Source organism: Enterobacter chengduensis, assembly GCF_001984825.2.
Lineage (GTDB): Bacteria > Pseudomonadota > Gammaproteobacteria > Enterobacterales > Enterobacteriaceae > Enterobacter > Enterobacter chengduensis.
The window spans coordinates 1,533,957-1,560,650 of the sequence record NZ_CP043318.1; the positions used below are offsets into that span (position 1 = coordinate 1,533,957).

23 protein-coding genes are annotated in these 26,694 nt (G+C 57.7%); 15 read left to right on the forward strand and 8 right to left on the reverse strand.

Annotated features, from left to right (window positions below):
- Positions 1 to 219 precede the first annotated feature (219 nt).
- The 7 genes from speFL to kdpF all read right to left on the reverse strand — a co-directional run bounded on the left by speFL (position 220) and on the right by kdpF (position 8,388).
- Positions 220 to 324, reverse strand: coding sequence for a leader peptide SpeFL (gene speFL, locus FY206_RS07585; RefSeq protein ID WP_003858645.1), 105 nt, complete (start codon positions 322 to 324; stop codon positions 220 to 222).
- 278 nt (positions 325 to 602) lie between these two features.
- A complete protein-coding gene (gene kdpE, locus FY206_RS07590) occupies positions 603 to 1,280 on the reverse strand; it encodes a two-component system response regulator KdpE (RefSeq protein ID WP_032638892.1) in 678 nt (225 codons plus the stop codon).
- A complete protein-coding gene (kdpD, locus tag FY206_RS07595; RefSeq protein ID WP_032638894.1) occupies positions 1,277 to 3,964 on the reverse strand; it encodes a two-component system sensor histidine kinase KdpD in 2,688 nt (895 codons plus the stop codon). Before kdpD ends, kdpE begins: the two co-directional genes overlap by 4 nt.
- The gene (kdpC, locus tag FY206_RS07600; RefSeq protein ID WP_032638895.1) at positions 3,965 to 4,540 is read right to left on the reverse strand and encodes a potassium-transporting ATPase subunit KdpC; all 576 of its coding nucleotides are present in this window, start codon (positions 4,538 to 4,540) and stop codon (positions 3,965 to 3,967) included.
- A gap of 12 nt (positions 4,541 to 4,552) precedes the next feature.
- Positions 4,553 to 6,601: a potassium-transporting ATPase subunit KdpB gene (kdpB, locus tag FY206_RS07605; RefSeq protein WP_032638897.1), complete on the reverse strand. Its 2,049-nt coding sequence runs from the start codon at positions 6,599 to 6,601 to the stop codon at positions 4,553 to 4,555.
- Positions 6,602 to 6,619: 18 nt separating this feature from the next.
- Entirely contained in the window at positions 6,620 to 8,299 is a 1,680-nt protein-coding gene (kdpA, locus tag FY206_RS07610) for a potassium-transporting ATPase subunit KdpA (RefSeq protein ID WP_032638899.1), read from the reverse strand.
- Positions 8,299 to 8,388, reverse strand: a complete 90-nt coding sequence (gene kdpF, locus FY206_RS07615) for a K(+)-transporting ATPase subunit F (RefSeq protein WP_014069365.1) — start codon at positions 8,386 to 8,388, stop codon at positions 8,299 to 8,301. The genes kdpA and kdpF overlap by 1 nt, the downstream gene beginning before the upstream one ends.
- A 309-nt stretch (positions 8,389 to 8,697) precedes the next feature.
- Here kdpF and FY206_RS07620 point away from each other — a divergent pair, with 309 nt between their 5' ends.
- From FY206_RS07620 to nei, 7 genes are all read left to right on the forward strand, one after another.
- Entirely contained in the window at positions 8,698 to 8,904 is a 207-nt protein-coding gene (locus FY206_RS07620) for a YbfA family protein (RefSeq protein ID WP_032638903.1), read from the forward strand.
- 599 nt (positions 8,905 to 9,503) lie between these two features.
- Entirely contained in the window at positions 9,504 to 10,916 is a 1,413-nt protein-coding gene (gene phrB / locus FY206_RS07625; RefSeq protein WP_045890476.1) for a deoxyribodipyrimidine photo-lyase, read from the forward strand.
- A gap of 10 nt (positions 10,917 to 10,926) precedes the next feature.
- A complete protein-coding gene (locus FY206_RS07630) occupies positions 10,927 to 11,670 on the forward strand; it encodes a type 2 GTP cyclohydrolase I (protein ID WP_032638907.1) in 744 nt (247 codons plus the stop codon).
- 14 nt (positions 11,671 to 11,684) lie between these two features.
- The gene (gene pxpB, locus FY206_RS07635) at positions 11,685 to 12,341 is read left to right on the forward strand and encodes a 5-oxoprolinase subunit PxpB (RefSeq protein WP_032638908.1); all 657 of its coding nucleotides are present in this window, start codon (positions 11,685 to 11,687) and stop codon (positions 12,339 to 12,341) included.
- Positions 12,335 to 13,267, forward strand: coding sequence for a 5-oxoprolinase subunit PxpC (gene pxpC / locus FY206_RS07640; RefSeq protein ID WP_032638910.1), 933 nt, complete (start codon positions 12,335 to 12,337; stop codon positions 13,265 to 13,267). Before pxpB ends, pxpC begins: the two co-directional genes overlap by 7 nt.
- A complete protein-coding gene (gene pxpA / locus FY206_RS07645; RefSeq protein WP_032638912.1) occupies positions 13,254 to 13,994 on the forward strand; it encodes a 5-oxoprolinase subunit PxpA in 741 nt (246 codons plus the stop codon). The genes pxpC and pxpA overlap by 14 nt, the downstream gene beginning before the upstream one ends.
- A gap of 18 nt (positions 13,995 to 14,012) precedes the next feature.
- Entirely contained in the window at positions 14,013 to 14,804 is a 792-nt protein-coding gene (nei, locus tag FY206_RS07650) for an endonuclease VIII (RefSeq protein WP_032638914.1), read from the forward strand.
- Positions 14,805 to 14,902: 98 nt separating this feature from the next.
- Here nei and FY206_RS07655 read toward each other — a convergent pair whose 3' ends face one another.
- Positions 14,903 to 16,186, reverse strand: coding sequence for a citrate synthase (locus tag FY206_RS07655; protein WP_020684964.1), 1,284 nt, complete (start codon positions 16,184 to 16,186; stop codon positions 14,903 to 14,905).
- A gap of 639 nt (positions 16,187 to 16,825) precedes the next feature.
- Between FY206_RS07655 and sdhC the strand changes: the two genes are divergently transcribed.
- The 8 genes from sdhC (at position 16,826) to sucD (ending at position 26,615) form a co-directional block, all read left to right on the forward strand.
- On the forward strand, positions 16,826 to 17,230 hold the full coding sequence (sdhC, locus tag FY206_RS07660; protein WP_020684965.1) for a succinate dehydrogenase cytochrome b556 subunit: 405 nt from the start codon (positions 16,826 to 16,828) through the stop codon (positions 17,228 to 17,230).
- Positions 17,224 to 17,571: a succinate dehydrogenase membrane anchor subunit gene (gene sdhD / locus FY206_RS07665; RefSeq protein ID WP_008501088.1), complete on the forward strand. Its 348-nt coding sequence runs from the start codon at positions 17,224 to 17,226 to the stop codon at positions 17,569 to 17,571. The genes sdhC and sdhD overlap by 7 nt, the downstream gene beginning before the upstream one ends.
- Positions 17,571 to 19,337: a succinate dehydrogenase flavoprotein subunit gene (gene sdhA / locus FY206_RS07670; protein WP_032638917.1), complete on the forward strand. Its 1,767-nt coding sequence runs from the start codon at positions 17,571 to 17,573 to the stop codon at positions 19,335 to 19,337. The genes sdhD and sdhA overlap by 1 nt, the downstream gene beginning before the upstream one ends.
- Positions 19,338 to 19,352: 15 nt before the next feature.
- Positions 19,353 to 20,069 (forward strand): succinate dehydrogenase iron-sulfur subunit SdhB, encoded by a 717-nt coding sequence (sdhB, locus tag FY206_RS07675; protein ID WP_008501090.1) that lies wholly within the window; start codon positions 19,353 to 19,355, stop codon positions 20,067 to 20,069.
- 344 nt (positions 20,070 to 20,413) lie between these two features.
- Positions 20,414 to 23,221, forward strand: coding sequence for a 2-oxoglutarate dehydrogenase E1 component (gene sucA, locus FY206_RS07680; RefSeq protein WP_032638919.1), 2,808 nt, complete (start codon positions 20,414 to 20,416; stop codon positions 23,219 to 23,221).
- Positions 23,222 to 23,235: 14 nt separating this feature from the next.
- Entirely contained in the window at positions 23,236 to 24,462 is a 1,227-nt protein-coding gene (gene odhB / locus FY206_RS07685) for a 2-oxoglutarate dehydrogenase complex dihydrolipoyllysine-residue succinyltransferase (protein WP_032638921.1), read from the forward strand.
- Between the two features lie 117 nt (positions 24,463 to 24,579).
- Positions 24,580 to 25,746 carry an ADP-forming succinate--CoA ligase subunit beta gene (gene sucC, locus FY206_RS07690; RefSeq protein ID WP_006809579.1) on the forward strand — a complete coding sequence of 389 codons (1,167 nt, stop codon included), beginning with the start codon at positions 24,580 to 24,582 and terminating at the stop codon, positions 25,744 to 25,746.
- Positions 25,746 to 26,615 (forward strand): succinate--CoA ligase subunit alpha, encoded by an 870-nt coding sequence (sucD, locus tag FY206_RS07695; protein ID WP_014169173.1) that lies wholly within the window; start codon positions 25,746 to 25,748, stop codon positions 26,613 to 26,615. Before sucC ends, sucD begins: the two co-directional genes overlap by 1 nt.
- Positions 26,616 to 26,694 lie beyond the last annotated feature (79 nt).

The following is a 26,694-nucleotide window of genomic DNA, read 5'->3' on the forward strand; positions in this document are numbered from 1 at the left end:
GATTTCTTACGAGAAAGAAATCGATAATTTTCCGGAAAAAAAGCAAAGGATGGCCGCTGATTAAAATCAGTGAATTGCTTTTTTGATGATTGAAATTCAGTCCGCCCGGTGCGGATAAGTCTGAATCAAAGTGAATGAGCGCACGGGTTCACAGGCAATGGCCTGTAAAATAAGGTGTTTATTGATAACCTGTAAGCGAGTGCGCCAGAAGTCGAAGGACTACCGGGCATTAAAGAGATGAAAGTCAAAGCAGTTACGGTGGGCAAACATCATGATATGCGTTGTCCGCCTTATATGGGGCATTAAGCGATTGTTGTTTTCCATGTTTCATTTTCCTTTCAGTAATTGAAAGCACGGTCATTTTATCCAGGAAAACGTGATTAACTGTGAAGGAGATCACCGTTAACCGATCGTTTCAGAAATAATTAGTCGTTTTTGATGAATAACGCAGATCAAAATGCTGATTTGTTGAGATTGGGTTAACAGGATGTGTTGCCAATGTTTTATGTGGGCATAAATAACCCGAAAAATAACGAGAGAGATATTTATGAGATATTCTCCGGGATAATTTGGTGTTATTTAAAAATAAGTTGAATAGTTATTCAAAGCATAAACCGATAACCGATACCGGTTTCAGTTAATAAATGGCGAGGGCGCGCGGGGTCGATTTCGAGCTTCTGGCGGAGATGCCCCATATATATGCGTAAATAATGACTATGTTCCACTGCGTTTGGCCCCCACACCTGACTTAACAGCTGGCGTTGGGTGAGAACCTTGCCGTGGTTATTGAGCAGCACGGCGAGCAGGCGAAACTCGATTGGCGTGAGATGAATCTCCTCATCGCCGCGCACAATGCGTCGCGCGGCCAGGTCAACCCGGATATCCCCAAACGTGTAGGTTGGGTCGGCTGGCGTGGTGGCGCTGTGGCGACGCAGCGCCACGCGAAGGCGGGCCTGCAATTCGCCGATACCAAAAGGCTTGATCAGATAATCATCCGCACCGGCATCCAGCGCGGCGATTTTATCCGTCTCTTCCGTACGGGCGGAGAGCACCAGAATTGGCATCTGGCTCCACTGACGAACCTCACGAATAAAATCGATGCCGTCCCCGTCAGGCAGACCCAGATCGAGGATCACCAGGTCCGGCTTGCGGGTGGCAGCTTCAATTAAGCCCCGTTGAAGCGTACCCGCATCGTGGACGCGCAGACCGTCACCTTCCAGCGCAGCGCGCAGAAAGCGGCTAATGGCAATCTCATCTTCAACAATCAGAACGTTGATCACAAATCCTCTGGTAATTCATTAAGTTCTGGCGGGGTTTCCAGAGGAAGTGTAACACAAAAACGCGCCCCGCCTTCCGGACGATTCTCTGCGGAAATGGTGCCCCCGTGAACGTCAACGATCGCCTGGCAAATGGCCAGCCCGAGGCCCACGCCCGGAATGGCGGACTCCTTATTGCCGCGCGCGAATTTTTCGAAAATAGCCAGCTCCTGTCCGGCAGGAATCCCCGGGCCGGTATCCCAGACGTCAAGATGAAGCGTGCTATCGTCCACCGTCGCATCCACACCAATTTGGGCACGGGCGCCCGCATATTTGCCGGCATTTTCCAGCAGGTTGATCAGCACCCGTTCAAACAGGGGACCATCGACGTGAATTAACGTCAGGGGCTCGGGCATGTTCAGGGCGATATGTCGCCCACCGAGGCCGGGCTCCAGCATTTTCAGGGCGCTGCCTACCACCTCTTCCAGCGTGAGCCACTCTTTTTTGAGGTTAAAACCGCCCGACTGGATACGCGCCATATCGAGCAGGTTATTTACCAGACGGGTGGTATTCAGCACGTGCTGGCGGATCTCGCTGGCCTGAAGGGCGTGTTTAGAGCCTTCCGCCGCCAGGTCCAGCGTCAGGATTTCTGACTGACCGAACAGGACGGTGAGCGGGGTTCGCAGATCGTGCGACAGCGCCGCCAGCAGCGAGTTACGGATGCTTTCACGTTCGCTTGCCAGCCGGGCCTGTTCTTCGCTGGCGGTGAGGGCCAGCCGCTCCAGCGCGCTGGCAACCAGCAGCGTAAAGGTCTCCAGCAGCCGCTGCTGCTCGGGGATCATCAGCTGGCGCAGGTTGGAAGGCTCAACAATCACCAGCCCCTGATTTTTATCGGCGCTGCGCAGCGGCAGAATTTGATAGGGCACGCCGGGCAGGGTGTCGGTACCTGCGCCCGCCGGTAGCCCTTTATCAAAGCTCCAGCGCGCGATGGCTTCGTCCCAGGGCGTCATGCCCGAGGCTGAGGTCAGCGGGCGCAGCTTGCCGTGTTCGTCCGGGAGCAAAATCAGGTTGCTGGCATGAAACGTTGAGCGAATAAACTGCTCGCTGGTCTGCACAATATCCAGCGGCGTGCGGCCCACCGCCAGCGATTTTGACATCTCATAGAGATGGCGCGTGCGCTGTTCGCGATAGCGGGCGATGCGCGCCTGATAGCGCACGCCCGCCGTCAGGTTCCCGATCACCAGGCCGACGGTAAGCATCACCGCAAAGGTGAGAATGTACTGCACGTCCGAGACGGCGAGCGTCCCCCGGGGGGCAATAAAGAAGAGATCGAAGCTGATGACGTTTATCACCGTCGCCAGCACCGACGGCCAGCGCCCGTAAAAGAGCGCCACCACCACCACGCCCAGGAGGTAGATCATCACCAGGTTGGCGGCATCAAAGGCAATCAGCCACTGGCTGGCAATCACGGTTATCAGGGCGCAGAGCACGACGGCGACAAGACAGCCGCGAAGCTGAATGCGCCACCTGTCACCAAAAGTACGGCTGTCCGGGGCGCGGCTGGGAAGGGGCGTGGGTTTATCATCCAGCGCCACGATCACCAGGTCCAGATCCGGCGCGCGGCGGGCCAGCTTGTCGGCAAAGGATTCGCGGCTAAACCAGCGGCGATGCTGGCGACGGCCAATCACGATTTTCCCCAGATTGTGCTCGCGGGCGTAGCGCAGAATGGCTTTATCTTCCTGCGGATCGGAAAGGGTGGCGGTTTCGGCACCCAGCTCCTGCGCCAGGCGCAGCGAACTCAGGATAGCACGACGCTGGTTTTCGGGCAGGGCGTGGAGCTGCGGCGTTTCGACATACACCGCATGCCAGACGCTGCCAAATTTTGCCGCCAGGCGCGCGGCGGTGCGAACAAGCTTTTCGTTGCCGCTGCCGTGACCCACGCACAGCAGGATGGCATCTCGCGTATGCCAGACGCGTTCCTGGCCCTGCAGGTCACGCCAGGCGCGCATCTGATCGTCAACGCGATCGGCAGTACGGCGCAGGGCCAGTTCGCGCAGGGCAATCAGGTTGCCTTTGCGGAAGAAATGTTCGATGGCGCGTTCGGCCTGGCCTGCGATGTAGACTTTGCCTTCATGCAGGCGCTGGCGTAAATCATCCGGCGGCAGGTCGACCAGCACCACCTCGTCTGCGGAATCAAAGAAGGGATCGGGCACCGTCTCGCGCACCTGAATGCCGGTCACGCCGCTCACCACGTCGTTCAGGCTCTCAAGATGCTGAACGTTCACCGTGGTGAAAACATCAATACCGGCTTCGAGTAACTCTTCAACATCCTGCCAGCGCTTGGGATGGCGCGAGCCTGGCGCATTGCTGTGCGCCAGCTCGTCCATCAGGATAAGGGCGGGACGACGGGCGAGGGCGGCATCGAGGTCGAATTCGGTAACTAACCGACCGCGATGGCTGATGCGGCGGGGCGGCTGGGTAGCCAGCCCCTTCAGCAGCGACGCCGTCTCTTTGCGGCCGTGGGTTTCAACCACGCCTATTAAAATATCGAGCCCCTGCGCCCGAAGCCGCTGGGCTTCCGTCAGCATGGCGAAGGTTTTCCCGACGCCCGCGCAGGCGCCAAAGAAAATTTTCAGTTTGCCGCGATGGGCTTCAGCCGTTTGTTCAAGCAGCCTGTCCGGATCCGGGCGCATGGGCTCGTCGGTCATTTAGTTTTTCCTTAGCGCGTCCAGCGCCAGATTCAGCTCAACAATATTTACCACGGGCATGCCGATAAAGCTGACCAGCGGCTTTTGCGTGTGCTCTGCCACAAGCCTGCTCACCTGCTCGACGGTCAGCTGACGGGCGGCAGCGACGCGCGGGATCTGCCAGGCCACGGCTGCAGGCGTCAGGCTGTAGTCCAGCCCGCTGGCCGAGGCGGTTACCAGCTCTACGGGAACCTCACGGCTGGCCTGCGGATTGGCGGCGCGCAGGGCCGCTACGCGCTCGGCGACGGCTTTATCCAGCTCAGGGTTGCTGCCCGCCAGGTTGCTGCCGCCGGATGCCATCGGATTATACGGGCTTTCGGCAGTGGCGGAAGGGCGTCCCTGGAAGTAGCGGGCATCCGTAAAGTTCTGGCCGATCAGGCGAGAGCCGCGGTTTTCACCGTTTTGCAGTATCAGCGAGCCGTTGGCCCGATCCTTAAACCACCACTGGCCCAGGGCGGTGGTGACCAGCGGGTACAGCCCGCCGGTAATGAGGGACAGCAGAATAAACAGAAGTATAGCGGGACGTAACATCGTCATTTGAATCACCTTTTAAACCAGGCCAAACAGCGTCAGCAGCAGGTCGATAACCTTGATACCGATGAACGGCACCACCAGCCCGCCCAGACCGTAAATCCACAGGTTACGGCGCAGCATGGCGGCGGCGGTGAGCGGTTTATAGCTCACGCCCTTCAGCGCCAGCGGGATCAGGAAGACAATAATCAGGGCGTTAAAAATCACCGCGCTGAGAATGGCCGAGGCCGGGGAGTGCAGGTGCATCACGTTCAGCGCATTCAACTGCGGATAGGTCGCAGCAAACGCGGCCGGGATAATGGCGAAATACTTCGCCACGTCGTTGGCGATGCTGAACGTGGTCAGCGAGCCGCGCGTCATCAGCATCTGCTTGCCGATGTGCACTACCTCAATCAGCTTGGTCGGGTTCGAGTCGAGGTCGACCATGTTGCCCGCCTCTTTTGCCGCCTGGGTACCGGAGTTCATTGCCACCGCCACGTCGGCCTGTGCAAGGGCAGGGGCATCGTTGGTTCCGTCACCGGTCATCGCCACCAGTCGCCCTTCCGCCTGGTACTGACGAATCAATGCCAGCTTCGCTTCCGGCGTGGCTTCGGAAAGAAAATCATCCACGCCCGCCTCGGCGGCAATCGCGGCGGCGGTCAGACGGTTATCCCCGGTGATCATCACCGTTTTGATCCCCATCTTACGCAGCTGGGCAAAGCGCTCCTTAATGCCGCCTTTGACGATGTCCTTCAGGGCAATCACCCCGAGGACGCGCGCGCCTTCGGCCACCACCAGCGGCGTCGCCCCCTGACGGGCCACGCTTTCGACCAGGCTGTCCACTTCCGCTGGGAAGTGGCCGTTGTTGGCCTCAATGTGGCGGCGGATCGCGTCAACCGAGCCTTTGCGGATCATGCGATCCTGAATGTTAATGCCGCTCATGCGGGTTTGCGCCGTGAAGGGCACAAACGTGGCGTGCAGGCTCTGAACGTCGCGCTGGCGCAGGTTAAAGCGCTGCTTGGCGAGGATCACGATACTGCGGCCTTCCGGCGTTTCATCAGCAAGCGATGAGAGCTGAGCGGCATCGGCCAGCGTTTTTTCATCCACGCCCGGGGCGGGTAAGAAATCCGACGCCTGGCGGTTACCGAGGGTAATGGTCCCGGTTTTATCGAGCAGCAGAACGTCGACGTCACCCGCCGCTTCAACGGCACGCCCGCTGGTGGCGATGACGTTGGCGCCGAGCATGCGGCTCATGCCGGCCACGCCGATGGCCGACAGCAGGCCGCCGATGGTGGTGGGGATCAGACAAACCAGCAGCGCCACCAGCACCGTGACGGTGACCGCGGTGCCGCCATAGGCGGAGAACGGCCACAGGGTCGCGGTTGCCAGCAGGAAGACAATGGTCAGGGCCACCAGCAGGATGGTCAGGGCAATCTCGTTCGGCGTTTTACGACGCTGCGCGCCTTCCACCATGGCGATCATCCGGTCGAGGAAGGTTTCCCCCGGGTTAACGCTGCACTGGATCACCAGCCAGTCGGAGAGAATGCGCGTCCCGCCCGTCACGGAGGCGAAATCGCCGCCGGACTCACGAATGACCGGCGCGGATTCCCCGGTGATGGCGCTCTCATCCACCGAGGCACCCCCTTCAATGACTTCGCCATCGCACGGGATGATGTCACCGGCTTCCACCAGCACCACGTCGCCTTTGCGCAGTTCATCCGCCGGAACGTGGTCCATCTGCGCACCGTATTTCGGTTCACGTAGCTTGCGCGCGAAGGCGGTCTTTTTCACCCCTTTCAGGCTGTTGGCCTGGGCTTTACTCCGGCCTTCCGCCAGCGCTTCCGCAAAGTTGGCGAACAGCACGGTAAACCACAGCCACAGGCTGATGGCGCCGGTAAACATCGCATTCCCCGGCATGTGGCCCGTTCCCATGGCAATCGCCAGGGCGGTGGTCAGGACGCTTCCCGCCCAGACAATGAACATCACCGGGTTGTGCCACTGCACGCGCGGGCTCAGCTTTTTCACCGCATCCATGAGCGCCTGGCGAACTAATGACGGTTCGAACAGGGCCAGTTGTTTACGACTCATGACAATTTCTCCGCAAAATCAGCGTAAAGAGAGGTATTCCGCGACCGGGCCTAACGCGAGGGCGGGGATAAAGGTCAGGGCGCCGACCAGCAACACGGTGCCGGTCAGCAGGCCGATAAACAGCGCGCCGTGGGTCGGCAATGTCCCTGTGGTGGTCGGCTGAATTTTCTTATTCACCAGCGATCCGGCGATCGCCATCACCGGCACAATGATCCCGAAGCGACCCACAAACATGCAGAACGCCAGCAGGCAGTTCCAGAACGGAGAGTTGGCGCTTAAGCCTGCAAAGGCGCTGCCGTTGTTGTTGGCGGCAGAAGAGACGGCGTACAGCACTTCACTAAAGCCGTGAATGCCGGGGTTGAAGATGCCGCTGCGTCCGGCCTCGGTCATCAGCGCCAGCGCGGTGCCGAGCAGCACGAGAGCCGGGGTGACCAGAATCGCCAGCGCGGTTAACTTCATCTCGCGAACGTCGATTTTTTTACCCAGATATTCCGGGGTGCGGCCAATCATCAGACCGGCAATAAACACCGCCAGCAGCACGAACAGCAGCATGCCGTACAGACCCGAGCCCACGCCGCCAAACACCACCTCGCCAATCTGCATCAGCCACATCGGGATCATGCCGCCCAGCGCCGTAAAGGAATCATGCATGGCGTTGACCGCCCCGCACGACGCCGCCGTGGTCACTACCGCATACAGGCTGCTGGCGAGAATGCCAAAGCGGCTCTCTTTGCCTTCCATGTTGATATTGCTGTTAGCCCCAAGCTGCATGAAATGGCTGTTGCCGTTCCACTCGGCCCACATCACCAGCGCAACGCAGACCACAAAGATAAGCGACATGGTCCAGAGCAGGGTGCGCCCCTGACGGCGATCGTTCACCACGTCACCAAAGGCAAAGCAGAGCGCGGCGGGGATCAGGAAGATCGCCAGCATCTGCACAAAATTGGTCAGGGCGGTTGGGTTTTCAAACGGGTGCGACGAGTTGGCGTTGAAGAAGCCGCCGCCGTTGGTGCCGAGCATCTTGATGGCTTCCTGCGACGCCACTGGCCCCATCGGCAGGAGCTGTTTCGCTCCTTCCAGCGAGGTATAAGGCGCATAAGGCAGCAGGTTTTGCAGGCTGCCCTGCTGGATAAAGAACAGCGCAATCAGCAGCGCAATCGGCAGCAGGATCCACAGCGTAATGCGCGTCAGGTCCACCCACGCGTTACCCAGCGTGCTCACGTTCTGGCGCGCAAACGCACGCGTCAGCGCGAAGATCACCGCAATACCGCTCGCGGCAGAGAGGAAGTTCTGCACGGTTAAACCGACCATCTGGCTGAAGTAGCTGAGCGTGGTTTCACCGGAATAGGACTGCCAGTTGGTGTTGGTGACAAAGCTGACCGCCGTGTTCAGCGCCAGATGCCAGGACAGGCCCGGTAACTGCTGCGGATTCAGCGGCAGGATACCCTGCACCATCAGCATGGCAAAAAGCGCAATGAGTCCAACGATATTCAGCAGCAGAATGGCAATCAGATAGTCGCGCCAGTTCATCTCCCGATCGTCGATGCCCAGGACGCGCCAGATCCCTTTTTCAACGCTTCCCGTGCCGGGCAGGGGAACGTTATTGATTAGCCGTGCCAGCCCCGAGCCCAGCGGCCTTGCCAGGACAAACAACACCACTAAGAAACTGGCAATAAGCAAAAACGCCTGAGCAGCCATCAGAATGCCTCCGCATTAATCAGGGCATAAACCAGATAACCCAATAACAGGAACACCAGCACGATGCCGGCAATAAGACCTGCACTCACAATCCACCTCCGGGTGACTTTCGTTGTTGTGTTAACGGTAGGATTTATGGCGCAAAGATTTCGCAAAAATGGGAAGGGCGGGTGTAAAAAAAGTATAAAAATGGCAAAGCCCACAATTTAACTATTGATAAGTAAATCGTTAACTTTTTTGTAACTTAATTACGGCGTGAATGTAAATTTTCCCTAAACGGGCAAAAATAAGTGGTCGGATGAGTAGTAAAATTACAAACAAAGCGATATTATTTTAGCCAGGTCACAGATTTTGAATTTTCCGGATGACGTTTCCGGCCAACTATAGGGGAGAAAAATATGGATCTTTATAAAGAGTTTCCGGCTCATATCGTGTTCATGCGCCGCACTTTCGCCGTAGTGGCTGGCGTGCTGGCTCTGCCTGTGATGCTGTTCTGGAAAGATCGCGCCCGTTTTTACAGCTATCTGCACCGCGTCTGGGCGAAAACCAGCGAGAAGCCGGTGTGGATGGAGCAGGCCGAGAAAGCGACCTGCGATTTTTACTAAAAGAAAGGCTACACGCAGCAATAAAAAAACCGCCAACAGCAATGTGGCGGTTTTTTTGTCCCTCGGGATTCGCGGTCCGTTGGGTAGTCTTCAAGCTCTCGTCAGAGGCTTATAAGAATATCTCGGGTCCTTAAGTAATCAAACTGCAACTCCCTAAATATATTCTTAAAAACCTTTTCGGTGGATTACGTTTTACGCCAGGGCCAACTACTATGCAGCGTCCCTTTCCGCCATCTCGCACATGGGCACCGGTCCCGGGAAAGGCGTGACCACAACCGTAAGTCAGGCTCTCGTCAGAGCTTGTGTCCACCGACTTATCACCGGTGGTGAACGGTGGAGCGGTTAGCAGCAGGGACCGCATAATGAAACGCTATTTTTGCATCGCGTTCATTGTCGCCAGCGTACTCGTTGTCAAAAGTGATGAACCGATGGGGTTTGTTGCATTTAACACGATAGTGCAGGACAAGTAGCGTTAAGGCCGCCCTGGGCGGCCTTTTTTATTTCATCCCGTCTACACTTCATGGCAAAGTAGTTCAATGCATGCTTTTTCCTTTGAGGGCATGCCCTTACGGACATAATGGATAACTGCCTGGAGTTTTATGCCCACCCATCTGGTTTGGTTTCGCGCGGACCTGCGCGTACATGACAACATCGCACTCGCGGCGGCCTGCCGCGCCAAAGGCGCTAACGTACTGGCTCTGTTTGTGGCTACGCCCGGGCAGTGGCGACAGCATGACATGGCGCCCCGCCAGGCGGCCCTGCTGCGTGCGTATCTGACCGATCTGCAGCACTCGCTTGCCGGAAAGGGGATACCGCTTCTCTATAAAGAGGTGAGTGATTTTTCCGCACAGCTGCAGACGGTGCAGGAGATCTGCAAGCAGCACAACGTCACGCGTCTGTTTTACAACTATCAGTACGAATTCAACGAGCAGCAACGCGACCGGCAGCTGGATAAGCTGCTGCAGGGTGTGGTTTGTGAAGGATTTGATGACAGCGTGATGCTGGCGCCGGGCAGCGTCATGACCGGCAGTCAGGAAATGTACAAAGTGTTTACGCCGTTTAAAAATGCGTTTGTTAAACGCCTGAAAGAGGCGCTGCCCGAGTGCGTGGCCGCGCCCGCCGCTCGCGGCGATGCCATCACCGATCTCCCTGAATTAACGTTTAACTATCCCCAACAGGCGTTCGATGAACTTCTGTTCCCTGCCGATGAGAAATCCGCTATTGCGAAGCTGCGCCAGTTTTGCAAGCAGGGCGCGGGAGAGTACGACGCGCGCAGGGATTTTCCGGGGATTGAAGGCACGAGCCGCTTATCCGCGAGCCTGGCGCTGGGCGCAATCTCCCCGCGTCAGTGTTTACACCGCCTGCTGGCCGAGCAGCCGCAGGCGCTGGAGGGGGGCACCGGTTCTGTCTGGCTGAATGAGCTTATCTGGCGCGAGTTCTACCGCCATCTGATGACGTTTCATCCCGATCTCTGCAAGCATCGTCCGTTCATTCCCTGGACCGATAACGTTAAATGGCAGCACGACGAGACCCTTTTACAGGCCTGGCAAAAAGGGGAAACGGGGTATCCGATTGTGGATGCCGCGATGCGTCAGCTCAATGAGACGGGGTGGATGCACAACCGTCTGCGAATGATTACCGCCAGCTTCCTGGTGAAAGATCTGCTTATCGACTGGCGTGTCGGGGAGCGCTATTTTATCTCTCAGCTGATCGACGGCGATCTGGCGGCAAATAACGGCGGATGGCAGTGGGCGGCCTCGACCGGCACCGATGCGGCACCCTATTTCCGGATTTTTAATCCGACCACGCAGGGGCAAAAATTTGATGCGGACGGCGACTTTATTCGCCGCTGGCTGCCCGCGCTCAGGAATGTTCCGGCGAAAGCGATCCATGACCCCTGGGCGTGGGCGGATAAACAGGGCGTAAAGCTGGATTATCCTCGTCCGATTGTTGACCATAAGCAGGCGCGCGTCGCCACGCTGGCGGCGTACGAAGCCGCCCGAAAAGTGTGAGAGAGTAAAGATGAAAAACAGTGAACTGGAACGCCTGATCAACGAAAAACTGAACACCAGCGCCTTTAGCGACTACGGTCCGAATGGCCTGCAGGTGGAAGGCCGTGAGGCGGTGCAAAAAATCGTCACCGGCGTGACGGCAAGTCAGGCATTGCTGGATGAAGCGGTGCGCCAGGAGGCCGATGCGGTGATTGTCCATCACGGCTATTTCTGGAAAAACGAATCGCCGATTATTCGCGGCATGAAGCGCAACCGCCTGAAAACGCTGCTGGCAAATGACATTAACCTGTACGGTTACCACCTGCCGCTGGATGCGCACCCGGAACTCGGTAACAACGTCCAGCTGGCGCAGCTTCTGGGGATTACCGTGATGGGCGAAATCGAGCCGCTGGTGCCGTGGGGCGAGCTGGCGATGCCGGTGCCAGGCCTGGAGCTGGCCTCGTGGATTGAAGCGCGCCTGGGGCGTCGCCCGCTGTGGAGCGGCGATACCGGCCCGGATACGGTGAAGCGTGTTGCCTGGTGTACCGGCGGCGGCCAGGGCTTTATCGACAGCGCCGCGCGTTTCGGCGTCGATGCTTTTATCACCGGCGAGGTGTCCGAGCAGACCATTCATTCGGCGCGTGAACAGGGGCTGCATTTTTACGCGGCCGGCCATCATGCCACCGAGCGCGGCGGCATTCGCGCCCTCAGCGAATGGCTGACGGAAAATACCGATCTCGACGTGACCTTTATTGATATCCCTAACCCGGCCTGATGAGAGGTGCCTGAGTGCAGCGAGCGCGTTGTTATCTTCTGGGGGAAACGGCAGTGGTTCTGGAGCTTGAACCGCCGGTAACCCTTGCCACGCAAAAGCGTATCTGGCGGCTCACCCAGCGTCTGGTCGAACTGCCCGAGGTGGTTGAAGCCATTCCGGGGATGAATAACATCACGGTGGTGCTGCGTAGCCCGCATACCGTGGCGCTGGACGCTATCGAACGTTTGCAGCGCTGGTGGGAAGAGAGCGAGGCGCTGGAGCCGGAATCGCGCACCATCGAACTCCCGGTCGTTTACGGCGGGACGGGGGGGCCGGATCTTGGCGTGGTGGCAGACCACTGCGGATTAACGGAAAAGCAGGTTGTTGAATTGCACAGTTCTGTTGATTACGTGGTCTGGTTCCTGGGTTTCCAGCCCGGGTTCCCGTATCTGGGGGGATTATCACCCCAGCTGCATACGCCGCGTCGCGCTGAACCGCGGCTGAGCGTACCCGCCGGGACGGTGGCGATTGGCGGCGAGCAGACCGGCGTCTATCCGCTGACGTCGCCTGGCGGCTGGCAGCTGATTGGGCATACCGCTACGCCGTTATTTGAACCCGGGCTGGAGTCGCCAATACTCCTGCGTCCGGGCGATACCCTGCGCTTTATCCCGCAGAAGGAGGGGGTATGTTAACGCTTATTCGCGCGGGGCTTTATACCTCCGTACAGGATGCCGGGCGCTTTGGCATGCGCCAGTCTGGCGTGAGCTATTGCGGCGCGCTGGACAGGCCCGCGCTGGAGATTGCTAACGTGCTGGTGGGTAACCCCGGCAATACGGCCGCGCTCGAAATTACGCTCGGCCAGTGCGTCATTGAGTTTGGTCAGGAAACCTGGTTTGCCTTAACCGGCGCAGGCTGTGATGCCACGCTGGATGGCAAAGCCGTCTGGACCGGCTGGCGGCTGCGGGCGAAAGCCGGACAGCGTCTGACCTTAAAGCGCCCTTTGCACGGCGTGCGTAGCTATCTCGCGGTGGCGGGCGGCATTGACGTGCCGGAGGTGCTGGGCTCATCCAGTACCGATCAAAAAGCCGGGATCGGCGGTCACGAAGGACGCCTGTTGCGCGACGGCGATCGCCTGGCGATTAAGCCTTCATCGCGCCACTTCTCGACGGCTCAGGGGGTGAAACAGCTTCTCTGGGGAAACCAGATCCGTGCCTTACCGGGGCCGGAATACCATGAGTTCGACGAGGCTTCGAAAGAGTCCTTCTGGCGCTCGCCGTGGAAGCTCAGCCCACAGAGTAACCGCATGGGCTACCGCCTGCAGGGGCAGCCGCTGACCCGCACGACGGACCGGGAGCTGCTTTCCCACGGCCTGCTGCCGGGCGTCATTCAGGTGCCGGGCAACGGGCAGCCCATCGTGCTGATGAACGATGCGCAAACTACCGGTGGTTATCCGCGAATTGCCTGCATTATTGAAGCCGATCGTTACCATCTGGCGCAAATTCCCCTCGGTCAGCCGATTCACTTCGTACAGTGTTCGCTGGAGGAGGCGCTTAAGGCGCGCCAGGATCGGCAGCGTTATCTGGAGCAGCTGGCGTGGAGGCTTGATGGTAAAGATTGATTTAAACGCTGACCTGGGCGAGGGCGGCGGCGCCGACGCAGAGCTGATGACGCTGGTCACCTCGGTTAACATCGCCTGCGGCTTTCACGCGGGCGATGCGCAAACCATGCTGGAGAGCGTGCGTCATGCCATTAAAAATGGCGTCGCGATAGGCGCGCATCCGAGCTTCCCCGACCGGGAAAACTTTGGCCGCACGGCGATGGACCTGCCGCCTGAGACGGTCTACGCTCAGGTGCTTTACCAGATCGGCGCGCTGGAAGCGATGGTGCGCGCTGAGAGCGGTGTGCTGCGCCACGTGAAGCCGCACGGGATGCTTTACAACCAGGCGGCAAAAGATCCGGCGCTGGCTGAGGCGATTGCCCGCGCGGTGAGGGATTGCAACCCGCAGCTGATCCTCGTGGGGCTGGCAGGCAGCGAGTTGATTCAAGCCGGACAGCGGCTGGGGCTGACGACGCGTCAGGAAGTCTTTGCCGACCGGGGATATCAGCCGGACGGCAGCCTGGTGCCGCGCGCTCAGGCTGGAGCGCTGATTACCGATGAAGATAGAGCGCTGGCGCAAACGCTGGAGATGGTGCGCGCCGGGCGGGTGACCGCGGTGGATGGAACCTCAGCGAACGTTCAGGCCGATACGGTATGTTTACACGGCGACGGCGAGCATGCGCTTCAGTTCGCACGCCGCTTGCGGGCCGCGTTCTCTGAAGAGGGTATCCTCGTTAGCGCAGAATAATCATGAAAGGACAATAACATGCCAGAAGGTCCGGAGATCCGCCGCGCGGCGGATAGCCTGGAGGCGGCGATAAAGGGCAAACCGTTGACGCGTGTCTGGTTTGCTTTTCCTCAGCTAAAACCGTTTGAATCACAGCTGGTGGGGCAGACGGTGACCCACATTGAAACGCGCGGCAAGGCGTTGCTCACGCACTTTTCCCATAACCTCACGTTATATAGCCATAACCAGCTTTACGGCGTCTGGCGCGTGGTGGAGGCGGATGAACAGCCGCAAACCACCCGCGTGCTGCGCGTCAGGCTGCAAACGGCGGATAAAGCCATCCTGCTTTACAGCGCGTCGGACATTGAAATGCTAACGCCGGAGCAGCTGCTCACTCACCCGTTCTTACAGCGGGTCGGACCGGACGTGCTGGACATGCGCCTGACGGCGGGCGATGTAAAAGCACGCTTGTTATCGCCTAAATTCCGCAACCGACAGTTTTCCGGCCTGTTTCTTGACCAGGCCTTTCTGGCCGGGCTCGGCAACTACCTGCGGGTGGAAATCCTCTGGGAAGTCGGGCTGGCGCCGCAGCATAAAGCCTCGCAGCTCAGCGATGAACGGCTGGAGGCGCTGTCCCATGCGCTGCTGGACGTTCCGCGTTTATCCTACACGACGCGCGGCGTGGTGGATGACAACAGGCATCACGGGGCGCTGTTCCGGTTCAAGGTGTTTCATCGGGCGGGGAAAAAGTGCGAGCGGTGCGGCGGGATTATTGACAGGATGATGCTCTCTTCGAGACCTTTTTACTGGTGCCCGCACTGCCAGAAATAAAAGTAAAACGGTAACCCAAGGGTTACCGTTTTAAGGTTTTCACCCTCTCCCTGTGGGAGAGGGCCGGGGTGAGGGCATCAGGACGCGCCCAACCTCTTTTAACGCTTCAGGTCAGACTTAAAATCGCGCTGCTCGTAGCCGGTGTACAGCTGGCGAGGACGGGCGATTTTCATGCCTTCGCTGTGCATTTCGTTCCAGTGCGCAATCCAGCCTACGGTACGGGCCATCGCGAAGATTACGGTGAACATGGAGGACGGAATACCCATCGCTTTCAGGATGATACCGGAGTAGAAGTCGACGTTCGGGTAGAGCTTCTTCTCGATGAAGTACGGGTCGTTCAGCGCGATGTGTTCCAGCTCCATCGCCACTTCCAGCAGGTCATCTTTGGTACCCAGCTCTTTCAGCACTTCGTGGCAGGTCTCACGCATCACGGTGGCGCGCGGGTCGTAGTTTTTATAAACACGGTGACCGAAGCCCATCAGGCGGAAGGAGTCATTCTTGTCTTTCGCGCGGCGCACGAACTCAGGAATGTGCTCAACGGTGCTGATCTCTTCCAGCATCTTCAGTGCCGCTTCGTTCGCGCCGCCGTGCGCCGGTCCCCACAGGGAGGCGATGCCCGCAGCGATACAGGCGAACGGGTTCGCGCCTGAAGAGCCTGCGGTACGCACGGTAGAGGTGGAGGCGTTCTGCTCGTGGTCAGCGTGGAGGATCAGAATACGGTCCATCGCGCGTTCCAGCACCGGGTTCACTTCGTACTCTTCGCACGGTGTGGAGAACATCATGCGCAGGAAGTTACCCGCGTAGGAGAGGTCGTTGCGCGGATACACAAACGGCTGGCCGATGGAATATTTGTAGCACATCGCCGCCATGGTCGGCATTTTGGACAGCAGGCGGAACGCCGCGATGTCACGGTGACGCGGGTTATTCACGTCAAGGGAGTCGTGGTAGAACGCCGCCAGCGCGCCGGTAATCCCGCACATCACCGCCATTGGGTGAGAGTCACGACGGAACGCATGGAACAGACGGGTAATCTGCTCATGGATCATGGTGTGACGGGTCACGGTGGTTTTGAATTCATCGTACTGTGCCTGCGTCGGTTTTTCGCCGTTCAGCAGGATGTAGCACACTTCCAGATAGTTGGATTCGGTGGCTAACTGATCGATGGGGAAGCCGCGATGGAGCAGGATACCTTCGTCACCGTCAATGTAGGTGATTTTGGATTCGCAAGATGCGGTAGAGGTGAATCCAGGGTCAAAGGTAAACATACCTTTAGAACCCAGCGTACGGATATCAATAACATCCTGACCGAGCGTGCCTTTTAGCACATCCAGTTCAATAGCATCACCACCGTTGAGGGTGAGTTTTGCCTTTGTATCAGCCATTTACGGTCTCCTTAGCGCCTTATGCTTAAGACTGCGCTTTACCGGATTTGCTTTCAGCTGTTAATCACCGTTACCAGATTGTTATTTGGCTTACCGCTCAGCTCACGAGGACAAACCAGGGTACAGAGCTATGGCGCCTTGCAGGTAAACGAATGAAATATCAGTGAAACAACAGCAAATCAGCGTTTTTGCAGTCCGAATTATTCAAACCTGTATATCACTAATAACTGTCCTGATAACTTCGGTCAATACCATCACACTGTTACATAACTATTTGTCAGGTGAAAGAGAGACCTCATAACTTTTGCGCATTATATGCCTTTTCTGATGACGTTTGTAACAATATTGTTTAACATTTGTCAAATCAGATGATTAAAAATTAAAAAGATGTTGTTATCGTGACCCCGATCACTGTTCCAGAGAAAACCCGACAAACTGTATGTAGGTTAATTGTAATGATTTTGTGAACGGCCTATACTGCCGCCAGGTCTCCGGAACACCCTGCAATCCCGAGCCACCCAGCGTTGTAACGTGTCGTTTTAGCATCTGGAAGCACTGTTTTGCATGACGCGCAGTTATAGAAAAGGAACGCTGCTTGACCCGCATCGCAGTCCGGAGGAAGGAAACAATAAGAACAGCATGTGGGCGTTATTCATGATAAGAAATGTGAAAAAACAAAGACCTGTCAATCTGGATCTCAAAACGATCCGGTTCCCCGTAACAGCAATAGCGTCCATTCTGCACCGTGTCTCTGGTGTGATTACGTTTGTGGCGGTCGGCATTTTGCTGTGGTTACTGGGTACCAGCCTCTCTTCCCCTGAAGGATTCCTCCAGGCCTCCGCCATCATGAACAGCTTCTTCGTGAAATTCATCATGTGGGGCATTCTGACCGCGCTGGCGTATCACGTCGTTGTCGGCGTTCGCCATATGCTGATGGACTTTGGCTACCTGGAAGAGACTTTCGAAGCCGGGAAACGCTCCGCTAACATTTCATTTGTGATTACAGTCGTGCTTTCACTTCTCGCAGGAGTTCTCGTATGGTAAGCAACGCCTCCGCATTAGGACGCAACGGCGTACATGACTTCATTCTTGTCCGTGCTACCGCTATCGTTCTCACCCTTTACATCATCTATATGATCGGTTTCTTCGCGACCAGCGGCACGCTGACGTGGGAAATCTGGAGTGGGTTCTTCGGATCCGCCTTCACCAAAGTGTTCACCCTGCTGGCGCTGTTCTCCATCCTTATTCATGCCTGGATTGGCATGTGGCAGGTGTTGACCGATTACGTTAAACCGCTGGCGATTCGCCTCCCTCTGCAGCTGGCCATTGTCGTTGCACTGGTGGTTTACGTTATTTATGGATTCGTTGTGGTGTGGGGTGTGTAATGAAACTGCCAGTCAGAGAATTTGATGCTGTTGTAATCGGTGCCGGTGGCGCAGGTATGCGTGCCGCACTGCAAATTTCCCAGAGCGGCCAGACCTGTGCGCTGCTCTCTAAAGTGTTCCCAACCCGTTCCCACACCGTATCCGCGCAGGGCGGTATCACCGTTGCGCTGGGTAACTCCCATGAAGATAACTGGGAATGGCACATGTACGACACGGTGAAAGGTTCCGACTACATCGGCGACCAGGATGCCATCGAATATATGTGTAAGACCGGCCCGGAAGCGATTCTGGAGCTGGACCATATGGGCTTGCCGTTCTCCCGTCTGGAAAACGGCACCATCTACCAGCGTCCGTTTGGCGGCCAGTCGAAAAACTTCGGCGGCGAGCAGGCGGCACGTACCGCGGCGGCGGCTGACCGTACCGGCCACGCGCTGCTGCACACTCTGTATCAGCAGAACCTGAAAAACCACACCACCATCTTCTCCGAGTGGTACGCGCTGGATCTGGTGAAAAACGCCGACGGCGCAATTGTTGGCTGTACCGCGCTGTGCATCGAAACCGGTGAAGTGGTTTACTTCAAAGCCCGCGCGACCGTGCTGGCGACCGGCGGCGCAGGCCGTATTTACCAGTCCACCACCAACGCCCACATCAACACCGGTGACGGTGTCGGTATGGCTATCCGCGCGGGCGTGCCGGTGCAGGATATGGAAATGTGGCAGTTCCACCCAACCGGTATCGCCGGAGCGGGCGTTCTGGTAACGGAAGGCTGCCGCGGTGAAGGCGGTTACCTGCTGAACAAACACGGCGAACGCTTCATGGAGCGTTATGCCCCGAATGCGAAAGACCTGGCGGGTCGTGACGTGGTGGCGCGTTCCATCATGATCGAAATCCGCGAAGGCCGCGGCTGTGACGGCCCGTGGGGTCCACACGCGAAGCTGAAGCTCGACCATCTGGGTAAAGAAGTGCTGGAATCCCGTCTGCCGGGCATTCTGGAGCTGTCCCGCACCTTCGCACACGTCGACCCGGTGAAAGAGCCGATTCCGGTTATCCCAACCTGCCACTACATGATGGGCGGTATTCCGACCAAAGTGACCGGTCAGGCGCTGACCGTGAACGAGCAGGGCGAAGACGTGGTCATTCCTGGCCTGTTCGCGGTAGGCGAAATCGCCTGCGTATCCGTACACGGCGCCAACCGTCTGGGCGGCAACTCGCTGCTGGACCTGGTGGTGTTTGGTCGCGCAGTGGGTCTGCATCTGCAGGAATCCATTGCCGAGCAGGGCGCGCTGCGTGACGCGACCGACGACGAAATTGATGCTTCTCTGGAGCGCCTCAACCGCTGGAACGGCAACCGTAACGGCGAAGATCCGGTGGAAATCCGTAAAGCCCTGCAGGAATGCATGCAGCACAACTTCTCGGTATTCCGCGAAGGCGACGCGATGGCCAAAGGTCTTGAGCAGCTGAAGGCGATCCGCGAGCGTCTGAAAAATGCCCGTCTGGACGATACCTCCAGCGAGTTCAACACCCAGCGCGTTGAGTGCCTGGAGCTGGATAACCTGATGGAAACCGCGTTCGCGACCGCGATGTCGGCAAACTTCCGTACCGAAAGTCGTGGCGCGCATAGCCGCTTCGACTTCCCGGATCGTGATGACGAAAACTGGCTGTGCCATTCCCTGTACCTGCCAGAGTCGGAAACCATGACGCGTCGTAGCGTCAACATGGAACCGAAACTGCGTCCGGCGTTCCCGCCGAAGATTCGTACTTACTAATGCGGAGACAGGATAATGAAACTCGAATTCTCAGTTTATCGTTATAACCCGGATGTTGATGACGCTCCGCGCATGCAGGACTACACCCTGGAAGCGGAAGAAGGTCGCGACATGATGCTGCTGGATGCCTTAATCCAGCTGAAAGAAAAAGATCCAACGCTGTCGTTCCGCCGCTCCTGCCGTGAAGGGGTGTGTGGCTCTGACGGGGTGAACATGAACGGCAAAAATGGCCTGGCCTGCATCACGCCAATTTCCGCGCTGCAGCGTCCTGGTCAGAAAATTGTTATCCGTCCTCTGCCAGGCCTGCCGGTCGTGCGTGATTTGGTGGTAGACATGGGGCAATTCTATGCACAATATGAGAAGATTAAGCCTTACTTATTGAATAATGGGCAAAATCCACCCGCTCGCGAGCACTTACAGTCTCCCGAGCAGCGTGAAAAACTCGACGGGTTGTACGAGTGTATTCTCTGCGCATGCTGTTCTACGTCCTGCCCGTCGTTCTGGTGGAACCCGGACAAGTTTATCGGCCCGGCCGGCCTGCTGGCTGCCTATCGCTTCCTGATCGATAGCCGCGATACCGAAACCGACAGCCGTCTGGAAGGACTGAGTGACGCTTTCAGCGTATTCCGCTGCCATAGCATCATGAACTGCGTCAGTGTGTGTCCGAAGGGGCTGAACCCGACGCGCGCCATCGGCCATATTAAGTCGATGCTGCTGCAGCGCAGTGCATAAGTCGTGAGAGGGGAGCACTGTTCCCCTCACCCTAACCCTCTCCCAAAGGGAGAGGGAACAGATTGCAGAAACCTTTAAAAACTGCCAGATAAGTAAATAATCGAGACGTTCAGCGCGAGACAAGGCGCGGTTGAACGAATCCCCAGGAGCATAGTGAACTATGTGACTGGGGGGAGTGAAAGCCGCAACGCAGTCGCAGCCGGAACGACGAAGATTATTTAGACAGTTTCTAAAGGTTCCTTCGCGGGCCACATAGAGCTCGCAGGTGAACCCCGGCACGTACACGCGGTGTGCGTGGTAGTTTCTACGGCGAAAGTAAGCATAAAAATGCTTAAGGGATCACGATGCAGAACGGCGCAATGAAAGCCTGGCTGGACTCTTCTTTCCTTTCTGGTGCAAACCAGAGCTGGATTGAACAGCTCTATGAAGACTTCTTAACCGATCCTGACTCAGTGGACGCAAACTGGCGTTCCATGTTCCAGCAGTTGCCTGGCACAGGGGTCAAACCGGATCAATTCCATTCCAAAACACGTGATTATTTCCGTCGTCTGGCGAAGGATGCCTCACGTTACTCTTCTGCGATTTCCGACCCTGACGCCAATGCGAAGCAGGTTAAAGTCCTGCAGCTTATCAACGCTTATCGCTTCCGCGGTCACCAGCATGCGAATCTCGATCCGCTGGGACTGTGGAAACAAGACCGTGTGGCCGATCTCGATCCGGCGTATCACGATCTGACCGAGGCCGATTTCCAGGAAAGCTTTAACGTAGGTTCCTTTGCCATCGGCAAAGACACGATGAAGCTGGGCGATCTGATTGACGCGCTCAAGCAAACCTACTGCGGCTCCATCGGCGCGGAATACATGCACATTACCTCTACCGAAGAGAAACGCTGGATCCAGCAGCGCATCGAATCCGTAGCGGGCCACGCGACCTTCTCGGCTGACGAGAAAAAACGCTTCCTGAACGAACTCACCGCAGCGGAAGGGCTTGAGCGCTACTTGGGCGCGAAATTCCCGGGCGCAAAACGCTTCTCGCTGGAAGGCGGCGACGCGCTGGTGCCGATGCTGAAGGAGCTGATTCGTCACGCAGGCAAGAGCGGCACCCGTGAAGTGGTGCTGGGCATGGCGCACCGCGGTCGTCTGAACGTGCTGGTCAACGTGCTGGGTAAAAAACCGCAGGACCTGTTCGACGAGTTCGCGGGCAAACATAAAGAACACCTCGGCACCGGCGATGTGAAGTACCACATGGGCTTCTCGTCTGATATCGAAACCGAAGGCGGTCTGGTTCACCTGGCGCTGGCGTTTAACCCGTCGCACCTGGAGATCGTCAGCCCGGTGGTTATCGGTTCCGTGCGCGCGCGTCTGGATCGTCTGGACGAGCCGAGCAGCAACAAAGTACTGCCCATCACCATTCACGGCGATGCGGCGGTCACAGGGCAGGGCGTGGTTCAGGAAACCCTGAACATGTCGAAAGCGCGTGGTTATGAAGTGGGCGGTACCGTTCGCATCGTGATCAATAACCAGGTGGGCTTCACCACCTCTAACCCGCTGGATGCGCGCTCTACCCCGTACTGCACCGACATCGGTAAGATGGTGCAGGCGCCAATCTTCCACGTTAACGCGGATGACCCGGAAGCCGTTGCCTTCGTTACCCGTCTGGCGCTGGACTTCCGTAATACCTTCAAACGCGATGTGTTCATTGACCTCTTCTGCTACCGCCGTCACGGCCACAACGAAGCGGATGAGCCAAGTGCAACCCAGCCGCTGATGTACCAGAAAATCAAAAAACACCCGACCCCGCGCAAAATCTATGCTGACAAGCTGGAGAGCGACAAAGTGACGACGCTGGAAGATGCGACCGAAATGGTCAACCTCTACCGCGACGCGCTGGATGCGGGTGAATGCGTGGTGAAAGAGCTGCGTCCGATGAACATGCACTCTTTTACCTGGTCGCCGTACCTCAATCACGAGTGGGATGAGAGCTACCCGAACAAGGTTGAGATGAAGCGCCTGCAGGAGCTGGCTAAACGCATCAGCACCGTGCCGGACGCCATCGAGATGCAGTCTCGCGTGCAGAAAATCTACGCTGACCGACAGTCCATGGCGGCAGGCGAGAAGCTGTTCGACTGGGGCGGCGCGGAAACGCTGGCTTACGCGACGCTGGTTGACGAAGGCATTCCTGTACGTCTGTCCGGTGAAGATGCGGGCCGCGGCACCTTCTTCCACCGTCACGCGGTGGTTCACAACCAGTCCAACGGTTCAACCTATACTCCGCTGCAGCACGTGCACAACGGTCAGGGCCAGTTCAAGGTCTGGGACTCCGTGCTGTCTGAAGAAGCGGTACTGGCCTTCGAATATGGTTATGCCACGGCGGAACCGCGCACTCTGACCATCTGGGAAGCGCAGTTCGGTGACTTCGCCAACGGTGCGCAGGTGGTTATCGACCAGTTCATCTCCTCCGGCGAGCAGAAGTGGGGCCGTATGTGTGGTCTGGTGATGCTGCTGCCGCACGGCTATGAAGGCCAGGGTCCGGAGCACTCCTCCGCGCGTCTGGAGCGGTATCTGCAGCTTTGCGCCGAGCAGAACATGCAGGTCTGCGTGCCGTCTACCCCGGCGCAGGTGTACCACATGCTGCGTCGTCAGGCGCTGCGCGGTATGCGCCGTCCGCTGGTGGTCATGTCGCCGAAATCCCTGCTGCGTCACCCGCTGGCGGTGTCGAGCCTGGACGAGCTGGCGAACGGCACCTTCCTGCCAGCCATCGGTGAAATTGACGAGCTGGATCCGCAGGGCGTGAAGCGCGTGGTGATGTGTTCTGGTAAGGTTTATTACGACCTGCTTGAACAGCGCCGCAAGAACGATCAGAAAGATGTCGCCATCGTGCGTATCGAACAGCTTTATCCGTTCCCGCATCAGGCGATGCAGGAAGTGCTGAAACAATATGCTCACGTACATGATTTTGTCTGGTGCCAGGAAGAGCCGCTCAACCAGGGCGCATGGTACTGCAGCCAGCATCATTTCCGTGAAGTGATTCCATTTGGGTCCGCTCTGCGTTACGCAGGTCGCCCGGCCTCCGCCTCTCCGGCGGTAGGGTATATGTCCGTTCACCAGAAGCAGCAACAAGATCTGGTCAATGACGCGCTGAACGTCGATTAATTAAAGGATACAAAATGAGTAGCGTAGATATTCTTGTTCCCGACCTGCCTGAATCCGTAGCAGATGCGACCGTCGCTACCTGGCATAAAAAACCAGGCGATGCCGTTAAGCGCGATGAAGTGCTGGTAGAAATCGAAACTGACAAAGTGGTACTGGAAGTACCGGCTTCGGCGGATGGCGTACTGGACGCGGTGCTGGAAGATGAAGGCACCACCGTCACCTCTCGCCAGATCCTGGGTCGCCTGCGTGAAGGCAACAGCGCGGGCAAAGAGTCCAGCGCGAAATCTGAAGAGAAAGCGTCTACGCCAGCGCAGCGCCAGCAGGCCTCCCTGGAAGAACAGACGAACGACGCGCTCAGCCCGGCGATCCGTCGCCTGCTGGCTGAACACAGCCTCGACCCGGCCGCTATCAAAGGCACCGGTGTGGGCGGCCGTCTGACCCGCGAAGACATTGACAAGCACCTGGCGAAAGCGCCTGCTCAGGCGGCAGAAGCGAAAGCCCCTGCGGCCGCGCCAGCAGCAGCTCAGCCTGCTCTGGGCGCCCGCAGCGAAAAACGCGTGCCAATGACCCGCCTGCGCAAGCGCGTGGCCGAGCGTCTGCTGGAGGCGAAAAACTCTACCGCGATGCTGACCACCTTCAACGAAGTCAACATGAAGCCCATCATGGACCTGCGCAAGCAGTACGGCGACGCGTTTGAAAAACGTCACGGTATCCGTCTTGGCTTTATGTCCTTCTACGTGAAGGCGGTTGTTGAAGCGCTGAAACGCTACCCGGAAGTGAACGCGTCCATCGATGGCGATGACGTGGTTTACCACAACTATTTCGACGTCAGCATGGCGGTGTCTACTCCACGCGGCCTGGTGACCCCGGTTCTGCGTGACGTGGATACCCTGGGTATGGCTGACATCGAGAAAAACATTAAAGAGCTGGCCGTGAAAGGCCGCGACGGCAAGCTGACCGTAGACGACCTGACCGGCGGTAACTTCACCATTACCAACGGCGGCGTATTCGGCTCGCTGATGTCTACCCCGATCATCAACCCGCCGCAGAGCGCGATCCTGGGTATGCATGCCATTAAAGATCGTCCGATGGCGGTAGACGGTAAAGTTGAGATCCTGCCGATGATGTACCTGGCGCTCTCTTACGACCACCGCCTGATCGACGGCCGCGAGTCCGTGGGCTTCCTGGTCGCGATTAAAGAGCTGCTGGAAGATCCAACGCGTCTGCTGCTGGACGTCTAGTAACGATTTAGCATCACCTGCCCTGTAGGCCGGATAAGCGTAGCGCCATCCGGCACACACATCGCGCCGGTCTACAGGTTTGAAGATAACGATTACCCTGAAGGATGGATAGAACACATGAACTTACATGAATATCAGGCCAAACAGCTGTTTGCCCGGTATGGCTTACCGGCTCCGGTGGGTTATGCCTGTACTACCCCGCGTGAAGCAGAAGAAGCCGCATCTAAAATCGGTTCCGGCCCGTGGGTAGTTAAATGTCAGGTTCACGCTGGTGGCCGTGGTAAAGCGGGCGGTGTGAAGGTTGTTAAGAGCAAAGAAGAGATTCGCGCGTTTGCGGAACATTGGCTCGGCAAGCGTCTGGTGACCTACCAGACGGATGCGAACGGCCAGCCGGTTAACCAGATCCTGGTTGAAGCCGCGACCGACATCGCAAAAGAGCTGTACCTGGGCGCGGTTGTTGACCGTAGCTCCCGTCGCGTGGTGTTCATGGCGTCTACCGAAGGCGGCGTGGAAATCGAAAAAGTGGCGGAAGAGACCCCGCACCTGATCCACAAAGTGGCTATCGATCCGCTGGCGGGCCCAATGCCTTACCAGGGTCGCGAGCTGGCGTTCAAGCTGGGCCTGGAAGGCAAGCTGGTTCAGCAGTTCACCAAGATCTTCATGGGTCTGGCGACCATCTTCCTGGAGCGCGATCTGGCGCTGATCGAGATCAACCCGCTGGTGATCACCACCCAGGGCGACCTGATCTGCCTCGACGGCAAGCTGGGCGCTGACGGCAACGCGCTGTTCCGCCAGCCGGATCTGCGCGAAATGCGCGACCAGTCTCAGGAAGACCCGCGTGAAGCACAGGCTGCACAGTGGGAGCTGAACTACGTGGCGCTGGACGGCAACATTGGCTGCATGGTTAACGGTGCGGGCCTGGCAATGGGCACCATGGACATCGTTAAGCTGCACGGCGGTGAGCCAGCGAACTTCCTCGACGTGGGCGGTGGCGCAACCAAAGAGCGCGTAACCGAAGCGTTCAAAATCATTCTCTCTGACGACAACGTGAAGGCCGTTCTGGTTAACATCTTCGGCGGTATCGTACGTTGCGACCTGATCGCCGACGGTATCATCGGTGCGGTAGAAGAAGTGGGCGTTAACGTTCCGGTTGTTGTGCGTCTGGAAGGTAACAACGCTGAACTCGGCGCGAAAAAACTGGCTGACAGCGGCCTGAATATTATTGCAGCGAAAAGTCTGACGGATGCAGCTCAGCAGGTTGTTGCCGCAGTGGAGGGGAAATAATGTCAGTTTTAATTAATAAAGATACCAAGGTTATCTGCCAGGGCTTCACCGGTAGCCAGGGGACTTTCCACTCCGAACAGGCGATTGCCTACGGCACGCAGATGGTTGGCGGCGTAACGCCAGGTAAAGGCGGCACCACGCACCTGGGCCTGCCGGTGTTCAACACCGTGCGTGAAGCCGTAGAAGCGACGGGCGCAACCGCGACCGTGATCTACGTTCCGGCACCGTTCTGCAAAGACTCCATTCTGGAAGCGATCGACGCGGGCATCAAGCTGATCATCACCATCACTGAAGGTATCCCAACGCTGGATATGCTGACCGTGAAGGTGAAGCTGGATGAAGCCGGCGTGCGCATGATCGGCCCGAACTGCCCGGGCGTTATCACCCCGGGCGAATGCAAAATCGGCATCATGCCGGGCCACATTCACAAGCCGGGCAAAGTGGGCATCGTCTCCCGTTCCGGTACCCTGACCTATGAAGCGGTTAAGCAGACCACCGACTACGGCTTCGGCCAGTCCACCTGCGTGGGCATCGGCGGTGACCCGATCCCGGGCTCTAACTTCATCGACATCCTGAAGATGTTCCAGGAAGATCCACAGACCGAAGCGATCGTGATGATCGGTGAGATCGGTGGTAGCGCGGAAGAAGAAGCGGCTGCTTACATCAAAGAACACGTGACCAAGCCGGTTGTCGGTTACATCGCCGGTGTAACCGCGCCGAAAGGCAAGCGCATGGGTCACGCAGGCGCGATCATTGCCGGGGGTAAAGGTACGGCTGATGAGAAATTCGCAGCGCTGGAAGCCGCAGGCGTGAAGACCGTTCGCAGCCTGGCGGATATCGGCGAAGCACTGAAATCCATCATTAAGTAAGTCCTCTCTGCTCCCCGAAAGGGGGGCGTTGCAGTATAAAAATGTCCGTTTCGACATGGTTGGCCGCTGTAAAGCGGCC